Raw genomic sequence first — 21,977 nt, forward strand, 5'->3', positions numbered from 1 at the left:
CGGTGGGGGACGGTGATCTGCGGGCCGAGTTGGAGCGGCGGCGCAAGTGGTTCTTCGAAGCGCAGCTGCGGCGCTTCAGCACTCAGACGTTCCGCGGAATCTCGCGCGATAGCAAGGATCCCGACGATATCCGGCTGCTCAAGCTGATCAGCGAACCGCTGCCCGCCCTCGGCTCCGGTCCACTACAGGTGACGGTGGGCGAAAACCCTTTGGGCCCGGTATATCTCGACAGCAAGACGCAGGTGTGGGACGACGATGAACAAAAGCGCCGTGAGGCGTTCATCGATTACACCGGGTATATCGGCGGTTGGCTGGAGTACAAGGATCCGCAGCGGCTGCGGGCGAAAATCGCCGAGCTGGCAACGGAATTCGAGCGGGACCGGTTCACCTCGGTGCTCGAGCCGACACCGCTGGGCGTATACCGGCGCAAGCCCGCCACCCTGGATCCCGATCCCGGCAACGATCCGTGGCAGAAGACCGACGGCCGTGGCGCGGCGATGAGCCGCGCCACCGTCGGCGCGGCCAAACCGTGGCTGCTGCCCGAGCTGTATCACCCCAAGAATGTGGATAGTTCGGAGCCGGAGAAATGGCTGGAGAACCTCGAGCAGTTCCTCACCGACTACGAGTCGGAACTGCAATTGGTGCTCGGCGGCGCGGTCGATCAGAAGATCACCTTCGATCGCGCCGCGCCCGACAAATACCGGGCGGCCATCCAGGAGGCGCTGCGGAAATCCACGGCGGTGGACGCGGCGGCCGCGGTCAAGGCGGAGCTGCTGCATCAGGAGCAGAAGCCGGGCGGCAAGCCTGACGAACAGGTCTACAAATACCAGATCAAGGTCGCCACAAACGGATTCCCGCTCGGCGACCCGAAGGACTTCCCATACTCGGCGATGGTGAAGTACTGGACCAGGGTGGTCGGCGCGCCACTGAAGGAGGTCTATGTCAACAAGGAGAACTCCGATATGGGCCTCGTCCTGCTCATGCGGGTGCTCTACCTGTTCGGCACCATTCCCGATCAGGTGGCGAGCGGGGATCGGCTGCGCTGGCGGAAACGGGCCGCGCCGGGGCCAGAGTTCGCGGAGTTCTTCGAAAACCGTGCCGCCACCGAGGTTTTCACGAAGGATGCGGCGCTTGCCGCCCGATTGTCCGACGCCCGAACGAGACTGAGCATCATCGTCGAGGAGAACGCGGCCGCTCCCGGCAGCGCGTCGGTCGCGTTCTCACCGATCGCGCAGGAGGTATTGCGTACCGGCATCCACCATTTCAAGTTCTGGCTCGACGAACCGCTGCACGCCAAGGACAACGGCAAGCAGCAGCAGGCACGCAGCGACCTCGGCTACGGCGATATCGCCGAGGGCGAGATGGAGTACTGGTCGGAAAACCACTTCATCATGTTCGCCTCCTCGGAGTATCTGGCCGGGCAACTGTGGGAGGGTGACGAATTCCAAGCGGGCAAACAGTTTCTCGACCCCGGCAAGCGCGACGGTGTGCTGACCGGTAAGCAGCGCAAGGAGCGCGGCCGGGCACGAGTGCTGCGCTGGCTCAACCACCGGCTGATGCTCGGCTGGACCGAATTCAACTCCTCCGGCTATTACCGCGAACATTTCTGGTCGCTGCTCAACCTGGTCGATTTCGCACTGGATCGTGAGGTCCGCGAAAAGGCGACGCTCGCAGCGGATCTGTTGCTGTTCGATATGGCGCGATTCCTGCACCGGGGTGCGATGGGCGCGGCGGGCGGCCGCAGCCAGTTCAAATCCAAGGCCAGCGGCAGCGATAACGCCATCGGCGATGCCATCGAGATCCTGTTCGGCACCCGCGGCCTGCTCGAGGACAGCGATTCCGAGATCGGTGCCAGCATGGCCACCTCGACCTACCGAATCCCCGATGTGCTACTCGAAATCGCGGCGCACCCACCGGTATCCGGCTTCATCGACCGCTCCCGGGTATCCGTCACCTTCGACGAGGCACCCAAGTACGGGATCTCCATCTCGCAGCAGTCGGACGCGATGGACTCGCTGCGTTCGGGTTACGCGCCGAAATTGGCCAAGCACTTCCAGTTCATCGATCAGCTGAATGCCGAAATCACCCGCACCCATATCGGTTACGGCGCCACCGAGGACAGCGTCGCCTTCTGGTTGAGCACCTCGGCCTTCTTCGTCAAACAGGTCGTGCACGGCCAACTCGACTTCATCGATAAGTTCGGCCTCGCCAAGACCGGCATCTTCAAGAAGCTCACCTCGATGGTCGGCACCATCGCACCGATCATCGAGGGCGTCGGGGATACGCTGTTCGGCGCGACCGTCGGCGCGGTGGTCGGCGGCGGGGTCGGCGCGCTGGCGGGCGGGCTCATCGGAGCCTTCTCCGGTGACAAGACCGAGGAGGTGGCCGACAAACTGTCGCTCTTCCTGGAGGGTTCGACGCGCACGCGCGCAAACATCATGACCTACCGCAATCGCGACATCATGCTGTCGAGCATCCAGAACTTCCGGACCGGTCAGCTGAACTTCCAATCGAACGTCAGCCAGGCCACCGTCAACGGCGTCACGAATGTGTTCACCACATCGGGCTTCGGCGGGTTGGATATTTCGGTGGAGCTGGCCGGGCTGGTCAGCCTGCTCGCCGGTGCGACCGCGACATTGGTCGGCGAGGCGATCCTCGGCATCACCGGTGTCGGCGCGGTAGCGGCGGTCGGGCTGGGTGTCGCGGCCGGTGTCGAGACCTTCAAAACGATCGAGGATCTCAACGGCACCAACCCGATCGGCGACGACCACGACGGACCCGGCTGGTGGACGGGTTACTGGGCGCTGCCCATGGTGGTTCAACAGGGGCCCGCGGCGATCATCGCCTACGACTTCCACGACTCGCAGAAAACCCTGGCCGACTGCGGTTCACACCTGTGGTTTCCCAAGCGCGGCTTCGACAATGCCGACGAGGTGCGCTGCTCGGGCTACGACGATGCCAACTTCTTCCTGCTCGATATCGGCGATATCGGGCCCAAGGGATTCTGGGTTTTCGGCAAATACACCCATCCCGCCGACGGTGTCGCGGCCGCGGATCGGCCAGAGGCCTACATCGGCGTGTTCTCGAACCAGCGCCCGGCCTGGTTGGACGGCTCGAAGGACAGCGATCCGGACTTCTACCATCGCAAACTGGAGGAGGCCGGCAAGAAGAAGATCGACGACCTCGCCGACCAGATCGACAACGAGAACGATCCGAACAAGAAAAAGCAACTGCAACAACAGAAGTCGGATCTGGAGCGGATCTGGAGCGAACCGCTGGCCCGCGACTACTTCGCCGACCAGGACTGGTACGTCGGCGGCAAGAACATCTGGATCGTGCACGTCGGCAACAAGGACGAATACGGCGATTACCAGACCTTCAAGGACCGGGTGAGCAGCGCCCGCGTCCACCTCGACGATGTCGGCGACATGGAGTGCACCTATCACATGCCGCTGCCGAGCGGCGGCAGTCAGACGCTGCAGTTGAAATACGGCGACGGTGGCGAATTCCATTACGGCGACGCACCTTTGCAGACCGACCTCTACCCACGCTTCGAAAATCCCTTCCTGCGCAGCGGTCGGGTCGAATGGGGGCAGCGGGCCTACGTCATCGAGTACAACGGCAAAACTCTGCTGCACGATTTCTCCGATTTCACCGAACCCGTTCGCACCGAACAGGTTCCGGCCGACGACCCGGACAACGTTCGCGCGCTGGTCGCCTTCGTCCGCACCCGCGACGACGATCTGGACGCGAAGAACCGCTGCGTCGCCACCGTGCGAATCGCCTGTGCCACAGTCACAACCGATGAGATCATCGCGGTCGGCCCGGTCGACGACAACACCACCCACGACGCGGAATGGATCTTCCTCGACAGCTCCGCGCGGTACGGCCCGGATATGACGATCGAACTCACCAAGGAGGCGTTCGACGACGGCGACGCCGACGACGGCTGGAAGATGAGCTTCTCGCTGCGGGCGCTGATGGGCGATTACACCCTGCGCGACTGCACATTGTCGTTCGACTCGGTGGATTTCGACGGCGACCGGCACGGCTCCGGGGTGTTCCCGGTGTCCATCCGCACCGACCGGTGGCGGCGCTGGGAGCCGGTGCCGGAGGGCCGGGCCGATGGGCGGGTCGTGCTCGCGGCCCGACCGTCCTGGGACAAAACCTATTACGACTACTGCGATCTGCTGGTGGTCGGTCCGAAACAGGCTGTGCGGCATCGCAAGTTGCCCGCCTGCCTGACGGCGGCACCGCAGTGGTCCGATATTCCGGGCGGTCCGGGGTTCACGCCGTCCTGCTCCGTCGCCGCGGCTTCCACCGTCCCGGGACAGTTGATCGCCGTAGTGCTCGATGCCGGAACGCTTTTCGCAGCGTCACCCGATCAGAACCTGCGGTGGACGGCGTGGACGGCGCAGCAACCGATGGCGGGAAATCTTTCGGCGCAGACTCCCGTGCCGCTCGCCTCCCCCGGCACCGTCAGCGCCGGGCCGTCCCAATTCTCCGGCAGCGGAGTCGAACTCGTCGTCACCGGGTCCGACGGGCAGGTATACGCCCACTTCGATTGGCACCTGGGCGAAATCTTCCCGTGGCGGCAATTGGCAGTGAACGGCTTCACGCTGCGTCAGGACGGTGCTTGCGTTCTGGTGGGCAATCAGCTGTACGTCCTCGATACCGACGGCGCGATCTGGGCGGCGTTCATCGATCGGTTCCCGCTGATCCCGCTTCCACCGGTGTGGGTGAAGGTCTCCGCCGACCTGCCGCCGATCCGAAACCTCACCGCCGCCAACGAAACCCGCCTGCTCGCGATCTCCGCGGACGGCCGGATCTGGGATGGCAGCCTCCCGCAGGACGGGCAGCCCACCTGGACCCAGCTCGCCAACATCCCGTTACCCGAAGGTGTCGGAATATCCTGTGCCACACCATATTCCGATCACATCGACGCATTCGTCGTCGGTGCGGACGGCATCGTGTACACCGCCGCATGGGATAAGGCGACCGCTTGGACCGACTGGCATCCGGTTACCCAGGACGCTCAGGGATTCCACGCCGCGCCGCGCACACCGCTGGCGGTCCATCGGGTCAACCGGCAACTGGAACTGTTCGTCGAATCCACCGACGGCGATCTCTTCCGCGCGTGGTGGTCGTGATCAGCTCAGCAGAGCCCGGGCGTACCAGTCCTTGTTGTCGACCACGCCCGGCAGCACGAAGAAGTAGCCGCCGCCGAACGGTTGCACATAGTCGGTGAGCGGTTCACCGGCGAGCCGGGTCTGGATGGCCTCGAACTGGCGCTGCACATCCTGCTGGAAACAGGTGAAGATGTGGCCGGTCGCCATATTGCCGTTCGGGTCGAGGCCGAGATCGTAGTTGTAGGAACGCCGAAGCAGCTGCTGGCGCGCGGTTTCCGGGGTGCGCGGGTTGGCCAGCCGGATGTGCGCGGTGGCCGGGATCACCGCGCCGTCCGGATCGGCGGCGTAGTCCGGCGTGTCGAATTCCTTGTTGCCGTCCAGCGGTGCGCCGGATTCGCGGCGGCGGCCGAACATGTTTTCCTGCTCGGCGATCGAGACCCGGTCCCAGAACTCCACGAGCATGCGGATCAGGCGCACCACCTGATACGTGCCGCCCTTGGTCCACTCCGGTTCGTCGGAACTGTCGGTCCAGACCAGCGACGCGGCGTCCGTATTGGTCGGATTCGCGGTTCCGTCCTTGAACCCCAACAGATTTCGCCCGGTGCCCGACGGCCGCGGCGGTGAGTTGTAGCCCTGGATCTTCCAGCGCAGCTGTAGCGCGCCGCGGGTGCGGCGGGTGATGTCGCGGATGGCGTGGTGGATGGTGTCCGGATTGTGCGCGCACAGCTGCAGGTGCAGATCGCCGTGCATCCAGGCCTGATCCGGCGAATCGTCGGGGAAGATCCGCATCGGCGTCAACCGGGCGGGCTTGCGGCTCGCGAGCCCGAAGCGCTGGTCGAACAGGCTCGCGCCGACACCCGCGGTGATGGTGAGGCCGTCGGCGGGAATATCCGGGCCGAGCACGGCGCTGTCGGCGGGCGGCTGACCCGGCCCGAGGTCCGGCGGCGGGCCGCCCGCGGTCAGTGTCCGGGCGCGATCGGTGAGCGTCTTCATCAGCTCGACCAACTCGCCCCGGTTGGCCGCGGTGACATCGAACGAGGCGAAGCAGGCGGCATTCTGGCGGTCCGCGGGCGCGGGCGTGAGGATGCCCGCCTGATGCACCCCGTGGAACGGGAAAGACGGTGCGGCCGTTGGCGTTCCGGTGGCGGTCGCGGCGTCCACCCGCGCGCCCTCGGCGAGGACGCCCGCGGTCAACGCGGTTCCGGCGGCGCCTGCGGCGGTGCCGGAGAGGAAGCGGCGGCGGCTGACATTCATCGGTGGGCCTTAGTCTTTCGTGCGGGGGTCAGTGGGCGCGGGTTTCCAGCAGCCGGGGCACCCGGTCCAGCTGTTCCAGTGCACCGCCGATCGCGGCGAGTACGGCCTGCCTCGCCTGCTGCGGCGTCTGCGCCGGTGCGCGCCAGCGGCCGTTGTCCTGGGTGGCGAGCAGCGCGTTGCGCAGGGTGTCGAGCCGGGCATTGATGGTGGCGCGCAGCTTTGGTTCGCGCTCGTCCACCAGCTGGCCGAGTTGGTCGAGCACCACCCGGGTGACATCGATATCGGCCAGGGTCGCCGGGTAGGCCGAGCCGGAGCCGAGATCGTCGAGGCCCGTAAGGTGGTCGCGCAGCGCGTCTTCCAGGATCTCGTGGGCCCGGATCGGCAGGTTGGTCGGCTGGCCGGCGAGGTCGGTGCTGCCGAGGTTCTGCTGCATCGCGTCGATATCGGCGTTCAACCGATCCAGCACTGGCAGCAGTTGCTCCGGTCCCTGACCGTGCCACAGTCCGTACTCCAGGCGGTGCAGTCCGGTGAAGTCCGGATCGTCTACGCCGCCGGGCAATCCGTTCGCCAGTCCGTCCACCGCGGTGCCCGCGGCGCCGAAGCTGTTGTACGACGCGCCGACTCGCTCCCACTCCAGTTGGGCGATCAGCCAATCGGCTTGTGCGGCAGGGATATTGCGCGCTCGCAGATCGCGGCCGACGGCGCCGAGCGCGCCGGTGAGCCGGGTGAGCACCTGATGCACGTAGGCCTGGTAAGCCTCGTTCGGCGCCTTGAGTTCGGTGGCGCGGACGGGCTTGACCACCTGCGGCGCATCCGTCGCGGCGCCGGTCGCCTGGACCCGCCGCGAGGACACCGGCGCCTGGCCCGACATCGCGCAGTAGATGGTGTACGCACCCGGGTTCAGCGTCGCGACCAGATCGGCAGTCGTTGCGGGACCGATGTTTTCGATCTCCGCGACCACCGCGCCATCGGCGTTGACCACACTGATCTCACCGGCCTTGTTCGAGTTGTTGTGCACCGAGATCGTCTGCGTGCCGGTGCGCGCCGCGGTCCACTCCGGGGCGCACGCGTCCGCGGTCACCGTCACCGTGCGCTTGGAATCCGCCGAACCCGAAGGCAGCAGCGCGATGGCCACTCCGGCGATCAGTGCCGGAACCACCACCAGCGTCGCGCCCACCAGCACCGGGCGCGGACCGGCCAGCCGCTCCCACCAGTCGGGAGCGTGCTCTTCGACGACCGCGGCGGGCGCGGTTTGCGTTGCGGGCGCAGCAGATTCGTCCGACTGCGACGATTCGATATTCGTCGCGGCCCCGGTTTGCGCTGCGGGCTCGGCAGATTCGGCCGCCGCCGGTTCCGTCTTCGGCGCGGGCTTGGCCGGGACGGCCCGCCCCGCGCGGACGAACAGCGGAATCACGATGGCCAAGTAGACAACCCAGGCCACCACCTGCAGCACCGTCATCTTCGGCGCGAGTTCGGTGACGCCGGTGATGAGCGAGACCCACCAGGAATTCGGGTCGACGTGTGCGGTGAGGTCGAAGGCCATCCAGCGCGCACCGGGCAGCAGGCCCGCCTCCTGGATGTCGCCGAGGCCGTATGCCAGCACACCGGCGGCGATCACGATCAGCAGCAGCGCGGTCCGGTTGAAGAACACGCCCAGGTTGAGCCGCACCGCCTGACGGAACAGCAGCCAGCACAGCGCGATCGCGGCGAGCAGGCCGAGCGCGGCGCCGACCACCGGCGCGACGGTCGTGCCCGCCGCCTTCACCGCCGTCCAAACGAACAGCGTCGTCTCCAGGCCCTCGCGGCCGACCGCGAGGAATGCGGTCACCGCGAGCGCACCGGCGCCGATTCCGGCGGCCCGCGCGACCTCACCGCGCAGATGTCCCGACAGCGTCGCGCCGACCCGGCGCATCCAGAACACCATCGCGGTGACCAGTCCGACGGCGAGCACGCTCAGCACGCCGCCGACCGCCGCCTGCGCGGAATTGGTCAGCACGCTGGTGGAGTAGCTCAGCACCGCCGCGAAGCTGCCGGCCAGCGAGACCGCGCCGAGTAGGCCGAGCCACACCGGCGCCGTCGATATCGGCCGCTCGGGGGTCGATATCCGCCGCACGGCCGCCAGCAGGATGGTGACGACCAGTCCTGCCTCCAGGCCCTCCCGCAGGCAGATGAGGAAATTGGGCACTGCCTCGGTAACGCTCACGCTGCAAAGGTAAGCCATACCTATTTGCGAGTCCAGCTTGGGCCCGGATTCGGCAACGCGGACCGCCGTGCCCCCAGAATCTCGGGCACGCCGTGTTCATCGGACCCCGCCGTGGACGCCTCGCACGAGCTGGAGATTCGACCCGAAACCGCCGCCGATCAGCGCGGCGTGCCGATGCGCTGCCAGCGGCGTCCCCCGGTACCGGGCTCGCGGGGCCGGACCAGCTCGCGGCTGCGGTAGACGACACAGGTACCACAGTGGAAACTCCACGAGCGCTCCAGCCGGGTGAACGGCCACACTGCCAGAATCGCCCAGGCCGCCGTCGCATGCATTTGGTAGAGCAGCGATCACCGCGACATCGGGATCGGCGACGAACAGGCTGCGGGACCAGAGCGCGACGCTGGCCCGATAGTCGTAGCCGGATCCGAGCATGTTCACCCCCGGCGGTGGGGACGATGCCGAACATCGACGCTCAGCGCGGAGCTGCGTCCCGCGCTGGCGGAGTTGGCGGCCCCGCACGAATCGCAACTGGTCCGCACCGATCGGGACGGTTGGCGGATCGCTTCGCCCGCACTGGAATCCGAAATCCACGACGGTATCGAACCGGCCACCTCGATGCGGTTGCATCTGCTGTCCGCCGATGCGCTGCATCGGCGGCGGCGACCCGAGCGCGGTGGCGACCCGGGCGCCGTGGCGGCGGGCGGCGACGACCATCGCGCGGCATCGACCTATATCACTGCGGCCGAGGAGCGGCTGCGATGCGTATCCGACGCCGCCGCACCGCTTTATGCCGAGACCGGGCTGGCTCTTCCGGTGCGTCGCCGCACCAGGCCGCGCTCCTCGCGGTGCGGGCGCAGACGCATCGGCGGCCCGCAGCCCGCACGAATCTGCTTGCCGCACTGGATGAAACCACGGTGGGTGTGCACAGCTCGCGACTGCTCTTCTCCAACCTGGCGATCATCGAAACTCGTTCGCGTGCAACCCCATTCGGCGAGCAGCTGGTGGAGCTCGCGGTCACCGAGGCGGCGATGATCCGGCGGCGCGCGGGCAGGCGCTCGCCGCCGCGGCCATCATCGATCTCACGCTGTCGAATTTCGAACGCGCGCGACGCAAATTCCGCCACGCGCGTCAGCTGCTCGAATTCGGCGCGATCCGAACGGGGCGGCACGGGCGGTCCCGCCCTATGCGGGCTGGGCGGCGGCCCGGCTCGGCCTGATACTGGTCCGCCAGGGGCGGCACGCCGAGGCGACGCCGCTCATCGAGGGTGCCGTGCAGCACCGGATCCCCCTGGTCTGGCACGAAGGACGTTCTGGTCTGGCACGAAGGACGTTGGGCCTACGCAGAATTGCTGTCCGCGTGCAAGGGCGCGGCGGCTCGCGCTGTCGCACGCGACGTGCTCGACACCGCCCAGGCGGCCGGGCATCTCGCGCAGGTCCGGCACCTGGCCGATCTGGCAGAGGCGGGATAGCCCCATCGACTTCGCCCAAGGCCCTCCACCAGACCGCACGGTACGAGTACGCTTCGAAACTGCTCCAGCTACGTTGCAGCTATATCGCGCTGAGGCCGGGTCGACCGGCCGTTCGACCACGCACTCGGTAACAGTTCGACCAACTCGACCGGGAACGGGAGTGAGATGGCTGGGACCTTGCTCGTCGCCGTCTGCGCCGCCGCGATCGCGGTGGCGATATTCCTGGCCGGAGATCGGCTGCGTCCGGAATCCTGGCGGCAGTCCGGCGACGAAACATCGGGCGCGCTGGCCCTCGATCTGGTCAAGACGTTCTTCACCGCCGTTGTCGCATTCATCTTCATCGTCTGCTGGCAACAGCACCAGAGCGCGCACGATCACACCGTCGCCGAGGCGAAGGGCCTGCTCGACACCTATTGGGCCGCGCAGGCCCTGCCGCCATCGGAGCGGACACAGGTGCAGTCGCTCGTGCGCGGCTACACCGGGCAGGTGATCGAGCAGGAGTGGCCGCTGATGGAGAATCGCGGCCGGCTCAGCGAGTCCGCCGCGGATACGCTCGCCACTCTGCGCGAGACGGCGGCGGCGCTGCGTTCGCCCGACCCGATCGTCACCGACGCGCGGTCCCGAACGCTGGCCGGCCTCGACCAGGTCGTGCGGGCCCGCGGCGACCGTGCCATCGACCTGAACCGCAATATTCCGCAATTCCTTTATCTCACATTGTATTTCGGCACCGCCCTGGTCTTGCTCAATCCGGTCCTCACCGGAATCAGGGTTACCTGGCGCAGCGTCACGATGATCGCGCTGCTCGGGATCGTCGTCGGTTGTGCGCTGTTGGCGCTGCGCGATATGGAGCGGCCGTTCTCCAGCGTCATGGGGATCTCGAAGGATGCGTTCGTCTACACCCAGTCACAGATCGAGCAGCCGCCCAGCGAACCCGGTGACAGCGCCAAATGAACCCGCGGTCCCCCGGACGCCTGCGCGGCTTGCTGACGGCCGGTGCCGTCCTGTCCGCGGCGATGCTCTCCGGAGGCAGGTCCGCCGCCGAACCGGTGGTCCCGAATCTGCCGTTCATCGCCGATATCGCGACCGGCAGCACCGCACCGACGGCCGCGCCGACCGGCAGTGCGGAAATCGGCAAACCACTCGCGTTGACACCCGAGATCGTCAGCGCCGCAGCGGATTACGATTCCGTAGCGGATCCCGGCTATCACCCGATCGCGCTCGGCCCCGCCGACGGCCCCCTCTCGGCGGCGTGCGCGGGCAGCGCGGCGGCGGCCGGGTCGGCGCTGCTGCTCGGATCCGCGGCGGGCAGCGGCCCGCTCGGGCCCGCGGCGATCATTCCCGGCTCGGCCGAATTGGCGATGGGCTCGGTCGCCCCCATGCTGCTGGGTTCGGCGGCGCCCGCGATCGGCTCGGCGACCGTACTGCTCGGCGTCACCGGATCCGCGATGACCGGCTCCGCGACGGCCGCCCTGCTGGCAGCCACCGGATCCACGCTGACCGGCTCGGGCGTGCCCGCGCTGCTCGGCTCGGCGGCGACCGACTCCGCGGCCGCCGCGCTACTGCTCGGCGTATTGGCCGCGCCGGGCGCCGGCAGTGCCGCCGCCGCGGGTAGCGCGCTGGTTCCTTGTTTGCTTGCCGTACCGGTAATTCCACCGACGCCCGGATTTCCGCTCGTCATCCCGCCTGCCGCCGCGCCACCCGGCGCACCCGTCGTGCCACAGCCCCCAGCGCCGCTACCCGCCGCCGCGCCGCAACCGGTCGCCGCGATCCCGCCGATCCCCTCGGCGGCCGAACCGGCGCCGCCGGTCGAGTTCGGCACCCTGGAGCTGGTCACGGTGCTGATCGTGACGATCATCGCCGCGTCGACGGCCAAGCGCGCGACCCAAGGGTGACCGACAGCCGATCGAATGCGGTGACTCGACGTGGCTTTCTTGTGCTGGTTCGTGGCTCGGCACATCGTACGAGCAATGGCGCGACCGCATCGGCGGTCCGTAGCCGCCGAGCAGTGAGATCCGTTGCGCGATGCCCGGTTTCGCCGAGAACGAGCCGGGTATGGCGGCCCTGTCCCTGATCCCATCGGTGGAGGAGCCACCATGCGGGAGGCCGAACGACGGCGGCTCGCCGAGGCGCTGCGCGGGTGCGTGGCGGGCGAGGTGCGTTTCGACGATGGCAGCCGGGCCATGTACGCCAACGACGCGTCGATCTACCGGCAGGTCCCGGTCGGCGTCGTCGTGCCGCGCGACGCCGACGACGTGCGCGGCGCGCTGGCGGTGTGCCGCGATTTCGGGGCCGCGGTCCTCGCGCGCGGCTGCGGCACCGGGCTGGCCGGTCAAAGCGTCAATGCCGCAGTGGTTTTCGATTTTTCCAAATATCTGAACTCGATACTCGAGATCGATGCGGACCGGCGGCTCGCCCGGGTGCAGCCGGGTGTCATCTGCGATGAATTGCGCTCGGCCGCCGCACCTTTCGGTCTGACCTTCGCGCCCGATCCGGCAACCCACGACCGCTGCACCATCGGCGGCATGATCGGCAACAACTCCTGCGGCACCCACTCCGTGCTCGGCGGAAAGACCGTGGACAACGTGCTGTCGATGACGGTATTGACCGCCGACGGAACGGAATTGACCGTTGGCCCGACACCCCCGGCCGAACTGGCCGCCCGGCGACGCGAGCCGGGACGGGTCGGCGACATCTACCGCGCGCTCACCGAACTGCGCGACGAATACACGGCCCTGATCCGCACCCGCTACCCCGATATTCCCCGGCGGGTTTCCGGATACAACCTCGATGCGCTGTTGCCCGAGAACGGCTTCGATACCGCCAAGGCGTTGGTCGGCACCGAGTCCACCTGTGTGCTCGTGCTGGAGGCGACGCTGCGGCTCATTCCGAATCCGAGTCATCGCGCGCTGCTCGTGGTCGGCTATCCGGATGCGGCGACCGCGGCCGACCATGTCACCGAATTCCACGATCCGCAGCTGGTCGGTCTGGAATGCTTCGACGCCGGTGTACTCGACAACCTGCGCAAACACCTTGGCAGCCAACCGAGTTCGGCGGAATTGCCGTCCGGGCGGGCCTGGCTGCTCGCCGAATACGGCGCCGACGACCAGGATCGGGCCACCGCCGCCGCGACACGAGTCGGGGATCGGATCGGCGCGCCCGGCTCGGCACGGATATTCGAAGATCCGGACGAGCAGGACGAGGTCTGGGAAATACGCCGCAGCGCAATCGAATTCGCCCGCATTCCGGGCGAGCATGCCGGACTCGCCGGGTGGGAGGACGCGGCGGTCGCGCCGGAGGTGCTCGGCGACTACCTGCGCGACTACTGTGCGCTGGTCGCGCGGTACGGCTATCACACCGTGCTGTTCGGGCATTTCGGCCAGGGCTGTGTGCACAACCGGCTGGACCTGGATTTCCGCACCGCCGACCGGGTGGCCGCCTTCTCCCGATTCCTGGCGGACGCGGGCGATCTGGTGGTGCGCTACGGCGGATCATTGTCCGGCGAACACGGTGACGGGCAGTTGCGGGCCGACCAGCTGGTCAAGATGTTCGGGCCCGACCTGGTGACGGCGTTCCGGAAATTCAAGGCGATCTTCGATCCCGAGGGCCGGATGAATCCGGGCAAGGTGGTGGACCCCTTCCGGCCCGACCAGAATCTGCGCTCCGGACCGGACAGCAAAGTGCGAACCGTCCGAACCCATTTCGCGTATCGGGACGACGAACGCGGATTCGCCGACGCCGCGAACCGATGCTTCGGCGTCGGCAAGTGCAGGCATCTCGATGGCGGCGTGATGTGCCCGAGCTTCATGGTGACCCGCGAGGAACAGCATTCGACGCGCGGCCGGGCCCGGCTGCTGTTCGAGATGATGGAGGGTCATCTCGCCGACGGGCCGGGCTGGCGCGATCCGCACGTCAAAGGCGCACTAGATCTTTGCCTGTCCTGCAAGGGCTGCCGCTCCGACTGTCCCGTCGGGGTGGATATGGCCACCTACAAGGCGGAATTCCTCTCGCACTATTACGCCCGCCGACTGCGGCCGCGAGCGGCCTACGCGCTCGGGTTGATTCCGTTGTGGGCCAAGGCCGCCAGTCACGCACCCCGGCTCGCCAACGCGGCCCTGCGCGCACCGGGCCTCGGCCGGATGCTGAAGTTCGCGGCGGGCGTCGCACCGGAACGCGCGGCGCCCTCGTTCGCGCACAACACCTTTCGCTCCTGGTTCGGCGGACGGCAGTCGGCGGCGGGCGAACCGGTGCTGCTGTGGCCGGATACCTTCACCAACTATTTCCAGCCCGGCATCGGCATGGCCGCGGTCGAGGTGCTGACGGACGCCGGTTGTGCCGTACAGCTCCCGGACCGTCAACTATGTTGTGGCAGGCCGCTTTACGACTACGGCATGGTACCCACCGCCAAGCGGTGGCTGCGCCGCGCCGTCGACGCGCTCGGCCCGGCCGCGGCCGCCGGACTCCCGGTGATCGGGCTCGAACCCAGCTGCGTCGCGGTATTCCGCGACGAACTGCGCAACCTGTTTCCCGACGACCTGGACGCGCATCGGGTCGCCAACGCCACCCGCACCCTCGGCGAATACCTGGTCGAACACGGCTATCACCCGCCCCGCCTGGCCCGGGACGCATTGGTGCAGACCCACTGTCACGACCATGCCGTCCTGCGTCCGGACGCCGACCGTGAGCTGCTCGCCGCCATGGGCGTCTCGGCCCGGTATCCCGATTCCGGATGTTGCGGTATGGCGGGCAGTTTCGGCTTCGAACGCGGTGAGCGCTATCGGGTGTCGATCGCCGCCGCGCAGCGGGTCATCCTGCCGCAGGTGCGTCGAGCAGAACCCGAAACCCTGCTGATCGCCAATGGTTTCAGCTGCCGCGAGCAAATCGCCCAGGCGACCGGACGGCAGCCGCTGCACCTGGCCCAAGCGATCCAATTGGCCATCGACGACGAGAAGGGCACGAAATAACCCATGAGCGAACAGCGCACGGCAGCAGACGTTCTCGTCGACCGACTGGTCGACTGGGGCGTCGACACGATATTCGGTCTGCCCGGTGACGGGATCAACGGCCTGATGGACGCACTGCGCAAGCGACGCGACGATATTCGCTACATCCATGTGCGCCACGAGGAAGTCGCCGCCATGGCGGCGGTCGGCTACGCCAAATTCACCGGCAAGCTCGGCGTCTGCTTCGCGACATCCGGGCCCGGCGCGATCCACCTGATGAACGGCATGCTCGACGCCAAGGTGGAACAGGCGCCGCTGCTTGCCATTACGGGCATGACCTATCACGACCTGATCGGAACGTCCTACCTGCAGGACATCAACACCGACTACGTGATGAACGACCTCACCGTCTACAACGCCCGCATCATGGGCCCCCAGCACGTGCTGAACGTCACCGACTATGCCTGCCGCACGGCGCTCACCCAGCGCGGTCCCGCGCATCTGGCCTTCCCCATCGATTACCAAGCCGCCGACGCCGAATCCGGAACCCGCTTCCAGCGCAACGTGTCCGGCCACACCTCAGCGAAATTCCAACCGCCGGTGCGTATTCCGCAACGCGAATTGCTGCGCCAGGCCGCCGACCTGCTCGGCGGGCGCAGCCGGGTCGCCATACTCGCCGGGGCGGGCGCCCGCGGGGCGGGTTCGGAACTGGAGCAGGCCGCCGAGAAGCTCGGCGCACCGATCATCAAGGGCCAGTTGGGTAAAGACTGCGTGCCGGACGACAGCCCGTACACCACCGGACCCGTCGCGCTGGTCGGCAGCCGCCCCAGCGAGGAGGCGCTGCAGGACTGTGACGCGCTGCTGATCGTCGGCAGCACAATGCCTTACCTCGAGTACTATCCGGAGCCCGGCCGCGCGGTATGCGTGCAGATCGATGACAAACCCGAACGCATCGGCCTGCGTCACCCCGTCGACGTCGGGCTCTGCGGCGACGCCAAGGCCACCTTGGCCGAACTCGTCGCGTTGCTGCCGCGAAACGAGGACCGCACCTTCCTGGAGCAGGCGCAGCGCGGTATGCGCGACTGGTGGGATCTGATGGCCGAACGCGGCACCCACACCGACGTTCCGATGCATCCGCAGGTGCCGACCTGGTACCTCAACGACGCGCTGACCGACGACGCCATCGTATGCGGCGACTCCGGCACCGTAACCACTTGGGCGGCAAGGCTACTCAAGATCCGCGGCAACCAGCGGTTCAGCTTCAGCGGCACCAACTGTTCCATGGCCGCGGCGCTGCCGTACGCCATCGGCGCCCAAGCGGCGTATCCGGGACGGCAGGTCGTCGCCTACACCGGGGACGGTTCGCTGACCATGCAGCTCGGCGACTTCCTCACCTGCGTCCAGCACGATCTGCCGGTCAAGGTCGTCGTCATCCGCAACGACACGCTCGGGCTGATCAAATGGGAGCAGATGGTCTTCCTCGGCAATCCGGAATACGGCGTGAACATGGCGCCGTTGGATTTCGTGAAATTCGCGGAAGCCTGTGGCGCCAAGGGATTTCGCATCGACGATCCCCGTCGCTGCCGCGATCAGCTGCTCGCGGCGCTCGGCCACCCCGGCCCGGTCATCGTCGAATGCGTAGTCGACGCGCACGAGCCGCCCATGCCTGCCAAGGTCAAGAAGGACCAGGTGCGAAAGCTCGTCAGCGCCCTGCGCGAAGGCACCCCCAACCGCCGCCGCATCGCCCTGCAAATGGTCAAGGACATGCTCGACGAGGCCAGCTTCGACGCCAGCCCCGGCCACGTCATCCCCGACGCCGTCGGCCGAGCCGCCAGCCGCGTCGTCCACCGCCACGACGGGAAGGAATAGCGCGGATCTCGCGATAGCACCTGTGCCACCATGTGCTGCATGGACACCGTCGGCCGGCGGGAATTGCGGCAAAACGCCTCCGAACTCGTGCGACGAGTCGAATCCGGCGAGGAATTGACCGTCACGATAGCGGGTCGGCCCAGCGCCCGGCTGGTACCGATGGCAACGGCACCGAGAACCTGGCGAACCTACGCACAGATCGCGGAGCTCTGGTCCGGCACCCCCGACACCGACTGGGAGGCCGACCGCGACCGAATCGACCAGCAACTGCGCGACCCGTCCTGAACCGTTCGATGGTCAAGGTGATCGAGGCCAGCCAACCGGCCAGTCCGCCGAGCAGCAGCAGCCACGCCGTGGTGCCCATCGCCGTGACGGCGGGCACACGGGTGGACGTCCGATCAGGCACGGGCCGCCTCGCGGGCCAGCGCCCGATCGCGCTGTTCCTCGAACCTAGGGATCTTCACCTTTTCCATATCGTCGAGGAAGGCGGCGAGCCGTTCCCTGGTCTGTTCCCCGCGGGTGCCGAAATCGGTGCGGCCGAAGATATTCCACTGCCGCAGCACCGGCTGGAGCACTTCCTCCAGGTGCTGGCGCAGGTCGTAGACGCCGTGTTTGGCCATCAGCACGCCGTTGCGGCGGAAGTTCGGCATTTGGGCGCCGGGCATGCGGAAGTTCTCGACGATATTGTCGATCGCGGCGATGGCCTGGTCGGGCGCCAGATCCAGGGCCGCGCCGCACACGGTGCGGTAGAAGATCATGTGCAGGTTCTCGTCGGCGGCGATGCGTTGCAGCATCCGGTCGGCGACGTCGTCGGCGCAGACCCGGCCGGTGTTGCGGTGGGTGACCCGGGTGGCCAGTTCCTGGAAGCTCACGTAGGCCACCGAGTGCAGGAATCCGCCGCCGTCGTCGAGCGTGACGGCGGCGCGCGGAGCGAACCCGTTGGTCATGTGCACCATGCGCGCCTGCTCCAGCGCGATCGGGTCGACGCCGCGGGTCACCACCAGATAGTCGCGAATCACGGTGCTGTGCCGCATTTCCTCGGCGGTCCACCGACCGACCCAGGTGCCCCACGCCCCGTCCTGCGAGAAGTTCTCGGCGATCTCGCGGTGATACGAGGGCAGGTTGTCCTCGGTGAGCAGATTGGTGATCATGGCGGCCTTGGCGACCTCGCTGAGCCTGGATTGTTCCGGCTCCCAATCGATTCCGCCGAGCATGGCAAAATTGCGCCCCTCGTCCCACGGCACATAGTCGTGCGGCTGCCAGTCCTTGGACATGGCCAGATGCCGGTGCACACAGGTCTCGGCGATGGGTTCCAGTTCGGTCAGTAGCTCGCGCTGGGTCAGATCACGCACCAATGCCGTTGTCCGCCTTTCTGTTTCGATGGCCCAAACGGCGATTTCGGCTCGCTGCCACCGATCTCGCCACATGGCATGACATCACCGCGTCGAGCCCCGCCAGTAGGGCAGCAGGTCCCACGACCGAAGGACCTAGGCCCCATCACCCGCGATACATCCGGCACATCCCGAGCCATAACCCACCATCGGCCTCGAAATTCGAGAATTTCTTGATTGCTTTGTTTCGCAACCAGTAGATCGATGCGGCGGTTTCTGCTAAACCTTCTCTTCGTGGCTGACGTAGTCGAGGTTCCTCCCACCGCCCCGGACGGGCGGTAGCGTGGGCTGGGCACGCAAGATCCTGCGCGTCGGCCGCATTGCCGAACCGGCCCCCGAACCGCCCGGCAGCGCGGAAACGCCTGCGGCGCTGCGTGGTTCACTGCAGCTGCGGCATGTGGACGCGGGCTCGTGCAATGGCTGCGAGCTGGAGATCTCGGGAGCGTTCGGCCCGGTTTACGACGCCGAGCGGTACGGTGCGCGCCTGGTGGCGTCGCCGCGCCATGCCGACGGGCTGCTGGTCACCGGTGTGGTGACGCGGAATATGGCCGAGGCCCTGCGCCGCACCCATGCCGCGACACCCGAACCCCGGGTGGTGGTCGCGTGCGGTGACTGCGCACTGAACCGGGGCGTATTCGCCGATGCCTACGGCGTCGTCGGCGCGGTCGGCGATGTGCTCGACGTGGACGTCCGGATCCCGGGTTGCCCGCCCACCCCGGAGGCGATCGTCGCCGCACTGCGTTCGGTGACGGGGCGATGACCGCGACCGTGGCGGCGGAAACTCCGATTCCGGTACGCCGCAACGGAATCGGCGCAATCGCCGCGGGCGCGACGACGAGCGTCCTCGGCGCGCTCGGCGTGGCGGTCGGCGTCGCCGGGATATTCGGCGCCGCACGATCGGTGACGATCGGCTGGCTGCTACCGCTGTCGGGCGTGTACCTGCGGATCGATCGACTCGGCGGCTTCTTCCTGGCCCTCACCGGGGCGGTGGCGGTACCGGTCGGCGTCTACCTGATCGGATACGCCCGCCGCGCGCACCTCGGCCGCGTACCACTATGGGTGCTCCCGGTGTTCGTCGCCGCGATGCTGGCGGTCCCGGCGGCCGGTTCGGTGACGACATTCCTGCTGGCCTGGGAGTCCATGGCAATCGCATCCCTGGTGCTGGTGCCGGCCGAGCACGAGCGCCCGGCGGCGCGCGCGGCAGGCGTGTTCTACGCCGTGATGACCCAGCTCGGATTCGCCGCGATCCTGCTCGGATTGTTGCTGGCCGCCGCGGCATCCGGTGGCGCGAACCGCTTCGCCGACTTGATGATTCACTCGGACGGCACCCGGGCGGTGATCTTCGTGCTCACCGTGGCGGGATTCGGATCGAAGGCGGGTCTGGTGCCGTTGCACGCGTGGCTCCCGCGGGCTCATCCGGAAGCGCCCAGCCCGGTGTCGGCGCTGATGAGCGCGGCGATGGTGAACCTCGGCATATACGGCATCGTCCGATTCGACCTACAGGTGATGGGGCCGGGTCCGCGTTGGTGGGGGCTGACGCTGCTGATCGTCGGCGGACTGACCGCCGTGTACGGCGTATTGCAGGCGTCGGTGGCGACCGATCTCAAACGGCTGCTTGCGTTTTCGACCACCGAGAACATGGGTTTGATCGCGCTCGCACTCGGCGCGGCGACCCTGCTCGCCGACGCGGGCGCCACCTCCGGGGCCACTGTGGCGATGGCGGCGGCAATGCTGCATCTGGTCGCGCACGCTGCCTTCAAGAGTCTCGGATTCCTTTGCGCGGGTTCGGTATTGGCCGCGACCGGATTGCGCGATCTGGATCGGCTCGGCGGGTTGGCCCGGCGCATGCCCGCGACAACCGTACTGTTCGGGATCGCGGCACTCGGCGCGTCCGGACTGCCGCTGGGCGCGGGTTTCGTCAGCGAGTGGCTGCTCGTGCAGGCGCTGATTCATACCGGTGCCCAACATGATCCGGTGGTGGCGCTGGCCGCACCGCTGGCCGTCGGCGCGGTCGCGTTGACCGCGGGGCTCGGTGTGGCGGCGATGCTGAAGGCATTCGGGATCGGATTCCTCGCCCGGCCCCGCTCCGAGCAGGCCGCCGAAGCAGGCGAGGCGCCGTTCTCGATGGTTGGCGGGATGGCCGTCTGCGCCGCCATCTGCGTCGTGCTCGCGGTGATCCCCGTCGTGATCGGCCCTGCCCTGCAACGGATCCTGACCGAATTGCCCGCGTCGGGAGGCAGCGAATTCTCCGGGCTCGGCTGGATCGTGCGGCTGCCGGGATTGGCCGGTTCGATCGCGCCGGGCGTTATCGCCATCGCGTTGCTCGCGGCGGTGACGGTGTCCGTCGGGGTGATCGCCTGGCACGCCCGGCGTCGTCCCGCGACGGACGCGCTGCCGCTGTGGGCGTGCGGCGCCGCCCAGCCGACCGCGCGAATGCAGTACACGGCAACATCTTTCGGCGAGCCGCTGCAACGGGTGTTCGACGATGTCCTGCGCCCGGACACCGATATCGAGATCACCCCGCTGGCCGAATCCCGTTACCTGGTGGAAAAAGTCGCGTATCGGGCCAGGATCGGCGACACCGTGGAGAAAGGGCTGTATCGGCCGGTCGCCCGTGCGGTCCGGCTGGCCGCGTTGGCGGTGGCCCGCGCCCACACCGGCAGCGTGCATCTCTACCTCGCCTACGGCACGGCCGGTGTGCTCATCGTATTGGTAGTGTCGCGGTGACCGCCCTCTCCTACGCGGCGGGCGCCGCGCAACTGGGCGCCGTAATGGCCGGTGCGCCATTGGTTTCCGGTGTGATGCGGCAGGTGCGGGCCCGCGCGGAGGGCCGAGCCGGCGCCGGGATACTCCAGCCGTGGCGAGACCTGCGCAAGCAACTGGGTAAACAATCGATCACGCCGATCGGCACCACCATCGTCTTCGCGGCGGCGCCCGCGGTGCTCGTCGGCACCATCCTGTTGATCGCCGCGGTGGCCCCGCTCGTGGCGACAGGGTCACCGCTGGACGGTGCGGCCGATCTTTTCGCGGTGGTCGGGTTGCTATTCGTCGGGACCGCCGCGCTGATACTCGCCGGAATCGATACCGGCACGGCATTCGGCGGGATGGGAGCCAGCCGGGAGACGGTGATCGCCGCGCTGGTCGAGCCGACCATTCTGCTCTCGGTATTCGCGCTGTCGATTCCGGGCGGATCATCGAATTTGGGTGCGCTGGTGGCGAATACGCTCGACCACCCGGGCCGGGTCGCGTCATTGAGCGCGGTGCTGGCCGCCGCGGCGCTGGTGATCGTGATCATCGCCGAGACCGGCCGGCTGCCGGTCGACAATCCGTCGACCCATCTCGAGCTGACCATGATCCACGAGGCCATGATCCTCGAATACGCCGGTCCCCGACTGGCATTGCTCGAATGGGCCGCCGCGATGCGGCTCACGGTGCTGCTGGCGCTGTTGGCGAATCTGTTCCTGCCGTGGGGAATCGCGAGCGGCGCACCCAGTGTGGCCGGAGTCGGCATCGGCGTCGCCGCGATCGCCGCGAAGGTGGTGGTGCTCGCGGTGCTGCTGGCCGCCGCGGAGGTGTTCATCGCCAAGCTGCGGCTGTTCCGGGTGCCCGAACTGCTGGCCGGATCGTTCCTGCTGGCGCTGCTGGCGGTGACCGCGGCGAATTTCTTCACCGCGCGAGGAGGATCGTGACCGACGCCGGATACGCGAGCATTCTCGATTTCGC

15 protein-coding genes are annotated in these 21,977 nt (G+C 67.6%); 10 read left to right on the plus strand and 5 right to left on the minus strand.

Annotation, left to right across the window (positions count from 1 at the left end; translation table 11 throughout):
• The first annotated feature begins 2 nt into the window (after positions 1-2).
• Positions 3-5,150: a hypothetical protein gene (locus F5544_RS33730; RefSeq protein WP_167476924.1), complete on the plus strand. Its 5,148-nt coding sequence runs from the start codon at positions 3-5 to the stop codon at positions 5,148-5,150.
• Here the strand turns inward: F5544_RS33730 and efeB are convergent, their stop codons facing one another.
• From efeB to F5544_RS46045, 3 genes are all read right to left on the minus strand, one after another.
• On the minus strand, positions 5,151-6,383 hold the full coding sequence (gene efeB, locus F5544_RS33735) for an iron uptake transporter deferrochelatase/peroxidase subunit (protein ID WP_167476925.1): 1,233 nt from the start codon (positions 6,381-6,383) through the stop codon (positions 5,151-5,153).
• A gap of 28 nt (positions 6,384-6,411) precedes the next feature.
• The gene (gene efeU / locus F5544_RS33740) at positions 6,412-8,604 is read right to left on the minus strand and encodes an iron uptake transporter permease EfeU (protein ID WP_428847085.1); all 2,193 of its coding nucleotides are present in this window, start codon (positions 8,602-8,604) and stop codon (positions 6,412-6,414) included.
• A 140-nt stretch (positions 8,605-8,744) separates the two neighbouring features.
• The gene (locus F5544_RS46045; protein WP_203217410.1) at positions 8,745-8,918 is read right to left on the minus strand and encodes a hypothetical protein; all 174 of its coding nucleotides are present in this window, start codon (positions 8,916-8,918) and stop codon (positions 8,745-8,747) included.
• 172 nt (positions 8,919-9,090) lie between these two features.
• Between F5544_RS46045 and F5544_RS46050 the strand changes: the two genes are divergently transcribed.
• Positions 9,091-9,618, plus strand: a complete 528-nt coding sequence (locus F5544_RS46050; RefSeq protein WP_203217411.1) for a hypothetical protein — start codon at positions 9,091-9,093, stop codon at positions 9,616-9,618.
• A 96-nt stretch (positions 9,619-9,714) separates the two neighbouring features.
• Here F5544_RS46050 and F5544_RS33750 read toward each other — a convergent pair whose 3' ends face one another.
• Complete coding sequence (locus tag F5544_RS33750; protein WP_167476927.1) at positions 9,715-9,885, minus strand: hypothetical protein; 171 nt, start codon at positions 9,883-9,885, stop codon at positions 9,715-9,717.
• 334 nt (positions 9,886-10,219) lie between these two features.
• Here F5544_RS33750 and F5544_RS33755 point away from each other — a divergent pair, with 334 nt between their 5' ends.
• From F5544_RS33755 to F5544_RS33775, 5 genes are all read left to right on the plus strand, one after another.
• Positions 10,220-11,005 carry a DUF4239 domain-containing protein gene (locus tag F5544_RS33755; protein ID WP_167476928.1) on the plus strand — a complete coding sequence of 262 codons (786 nt, stop codon included), beginning with the start codon at positions 10,220-10,222 and terminating at the stop codon, positions 11,003-11,005.
• On the plus strand, positions 11,002-11,946 hold the full coding sequence (locus F5544_RS33760) for a hypothetical protein (RefSeq protein ID WP_167476929.1): 945 nt from the start codon (positions 11,002-11,004) through the stop codon (positions 11,944-11,946). Before F5544_RS33755 ends, F5544_RS33760 begins: the two co-directional genes overlap by 4 nt.
• A 201-nt stretch (positions 11,947-12,147) precedes the next feature.
• Complete coding sequence (locus F5544_RS33765; RefSeq protein WP_167476930.1) at positions 12,148-15,015, plus strand: FAD-binding and (Fe-S)-binding domain-containing protein; 2,868 nt, start codon at positions 12,148-12,150, stop codon at positions 15,013-15,015.
• A 3-nt stretch (positions 15,016-15,018) separates the two neighbouring features.
• A complete protein-coding gene (locus F5544_RS33770) occupies positions 15,019-16,863 on the plus strand; it encodes a thiamine pyrophosphate-dependent enzyme (protein ID WP_167476931.1) in 1,845 nt (614 codons plus the stop codon).
• Between the two features lie 39 nt (positions 16,864-16,902).
• Complete coding sequence (locus tag F5544_RS33775) at positions 16,903-17,148, plus strand: type II toxin-antitoxin system Phd/YefM family antitoxin (protein ID WP_167476932.1); 246 nt, start codon at positions 16,903-16,905, stop codon at positions 17,146-17,148.
• 113 nt (positions 17,149-17,261) lie between these two features.
• Here the strand turns inward: F5544_RS33775 and F5544_RS33780 are convergent, their stop codons facing one another.
• Positions 17,262-18,218 carry an acyl-ACP desaturase gene (locus F5544_RS33780; protein WP_167479651.1) on the minus strand — a complete coding sequence of 319 codons (957 nt, stop codon included), beginning with the start codon at positions 18,216-18,218 and terminating at the stop codon, positions 17,262-17,264.
• 319 nt (positions 18,219-18,537) lie between these two features.
• Between F5544_RS33780 and F5544_RS33785 the strand changes: the two genes are divergently transcribed.
• Genes F5544_RS33785 through F5544_RS33795 form a run of 3 tightly spaced genes read left to right on the plus strand, consistent with a single transcriptional unit; the run spans position 18,538 to position 21,943 of the window.
• Positions 18,538-19,014, plus strand: coding sequence for an NADH-quinone oxidoreductase subunit B family protein (locus F5544_RS33785; protein ID WP_167476933.1), 477 nt, complete (start codon positions 18,538-18,540; stop codon positions 19,012-19,014).
• A complete protein-coding gene (locus F5544_RS33790) occupies positions 19,011-20,981 on the plus strand; it encodes a proton-conducting transporter membrane subunit (protein ID WP_167476934.1) in 1,971 nt (656 codons plus the stop codon). The genes F5544_RS33785 and F5544_RS33790 overlap by 4 nt, the downstream gene beginning before the upstream one ends.
• 44 nt (positions 20,982-21,025) lie before the next feature.
• Positions 21,026-21,943, plus strand: a complete 918-nt coding sequence (locus F5544_RS33795) for a respiratory chain complex I subunit 1 family protein (protein ID WP_167479652.1) — start codon at positions 21,026-21,028, stop codon at positions 21,941-21,943.
• The last annotated feature ends 34 nt before the right edge of the window (positions 21,944-21,977 follow it).

Origin of the sequence: Nocardia arthritidis (genome assembly GCF_011801145.1) — a bacterium.
Taxonomy (GTDB): Bacteria; Actinomycetota; Actinomycetes; order Mycobacteriales; family Mycobacteriaceae; genus Nocardia; species Nocardia arthritidis_A.

Excerpts from the sequence above, each read along its gene's own strand:
- F5544_RS33770 (WP_167476931.1), top strand. The coding sequence starts at position 15,019 with ATGAGCGAACAGCGCACGGCAGCAGACGTTCTCGTCGACCGACTGGTC.
- F5544_RS33765 (WP_167476930.1), top strand. The coding sequence starts at position 12,148 with ATGCGGGAGGCCGAACGACGGCGGCTCGCCGAGGCGCTGCGCGGGTGC.
- F5544_RS33760 (WP_167476929.1), top strand. The coding sequence starts at position 11,002 with ATGAACCCGCGGTCCCCCGGACGCCTGCGCGGCTTGCTGACGGCCGGT.
- F5544_RS33795 (WP_167479652.1), top strand. The coding sequence starts at position 21,026 with ATGGCCGGTGCGCCATTGGTTTCCGGTGTGATGCGGCAGGTGCGGGCC.
- F5544_RS33790 (WP_167476934.1), top strand. The coding sequence starts at position 19,011 with ATGACCGCGACCGTGGCGGCGGAAACTCCGATTCCGGTACGCCGCAAC.
- efeU (WP_428847085.1), bottom strand. The coding sequence starts at position 8,604 with ATGGCTTACCTTTGCAGCGTGAGCGTTACCGAGGCAGTGCCCAATTTC.
- F5544_RS46045 (WP_203217410.1), bottom strand. The coding sequence starts at position 8,918 with ATGCATGCGACGGCGGCCTGGGCGATTCTGGCAGTGTGGCCGTTCACC.
- F5544_RS33755 (WP_167476928.1), top strand. The coding sequence starts at position 10,220 with ATGGCTGGGACCTTGCTCGTCGCCGTCTGCGCCGCCGCGATCGCGGTG.
- efeB (WP_167476925.1), bottom strand. The coding sequence starts at position 6,383 with ATGAATGTCAGCCGCCGCCGCTTCCTCTCCGGCACCGCCGCAGGCGCC.
- F5544_RS33775 (WP_167476932.1), top strand. The coding sequence starts at position 16,903 with ATGGACACCGTCGGCCGGCGGGAATTGCGGCAAAACGCCTCCGAACTC.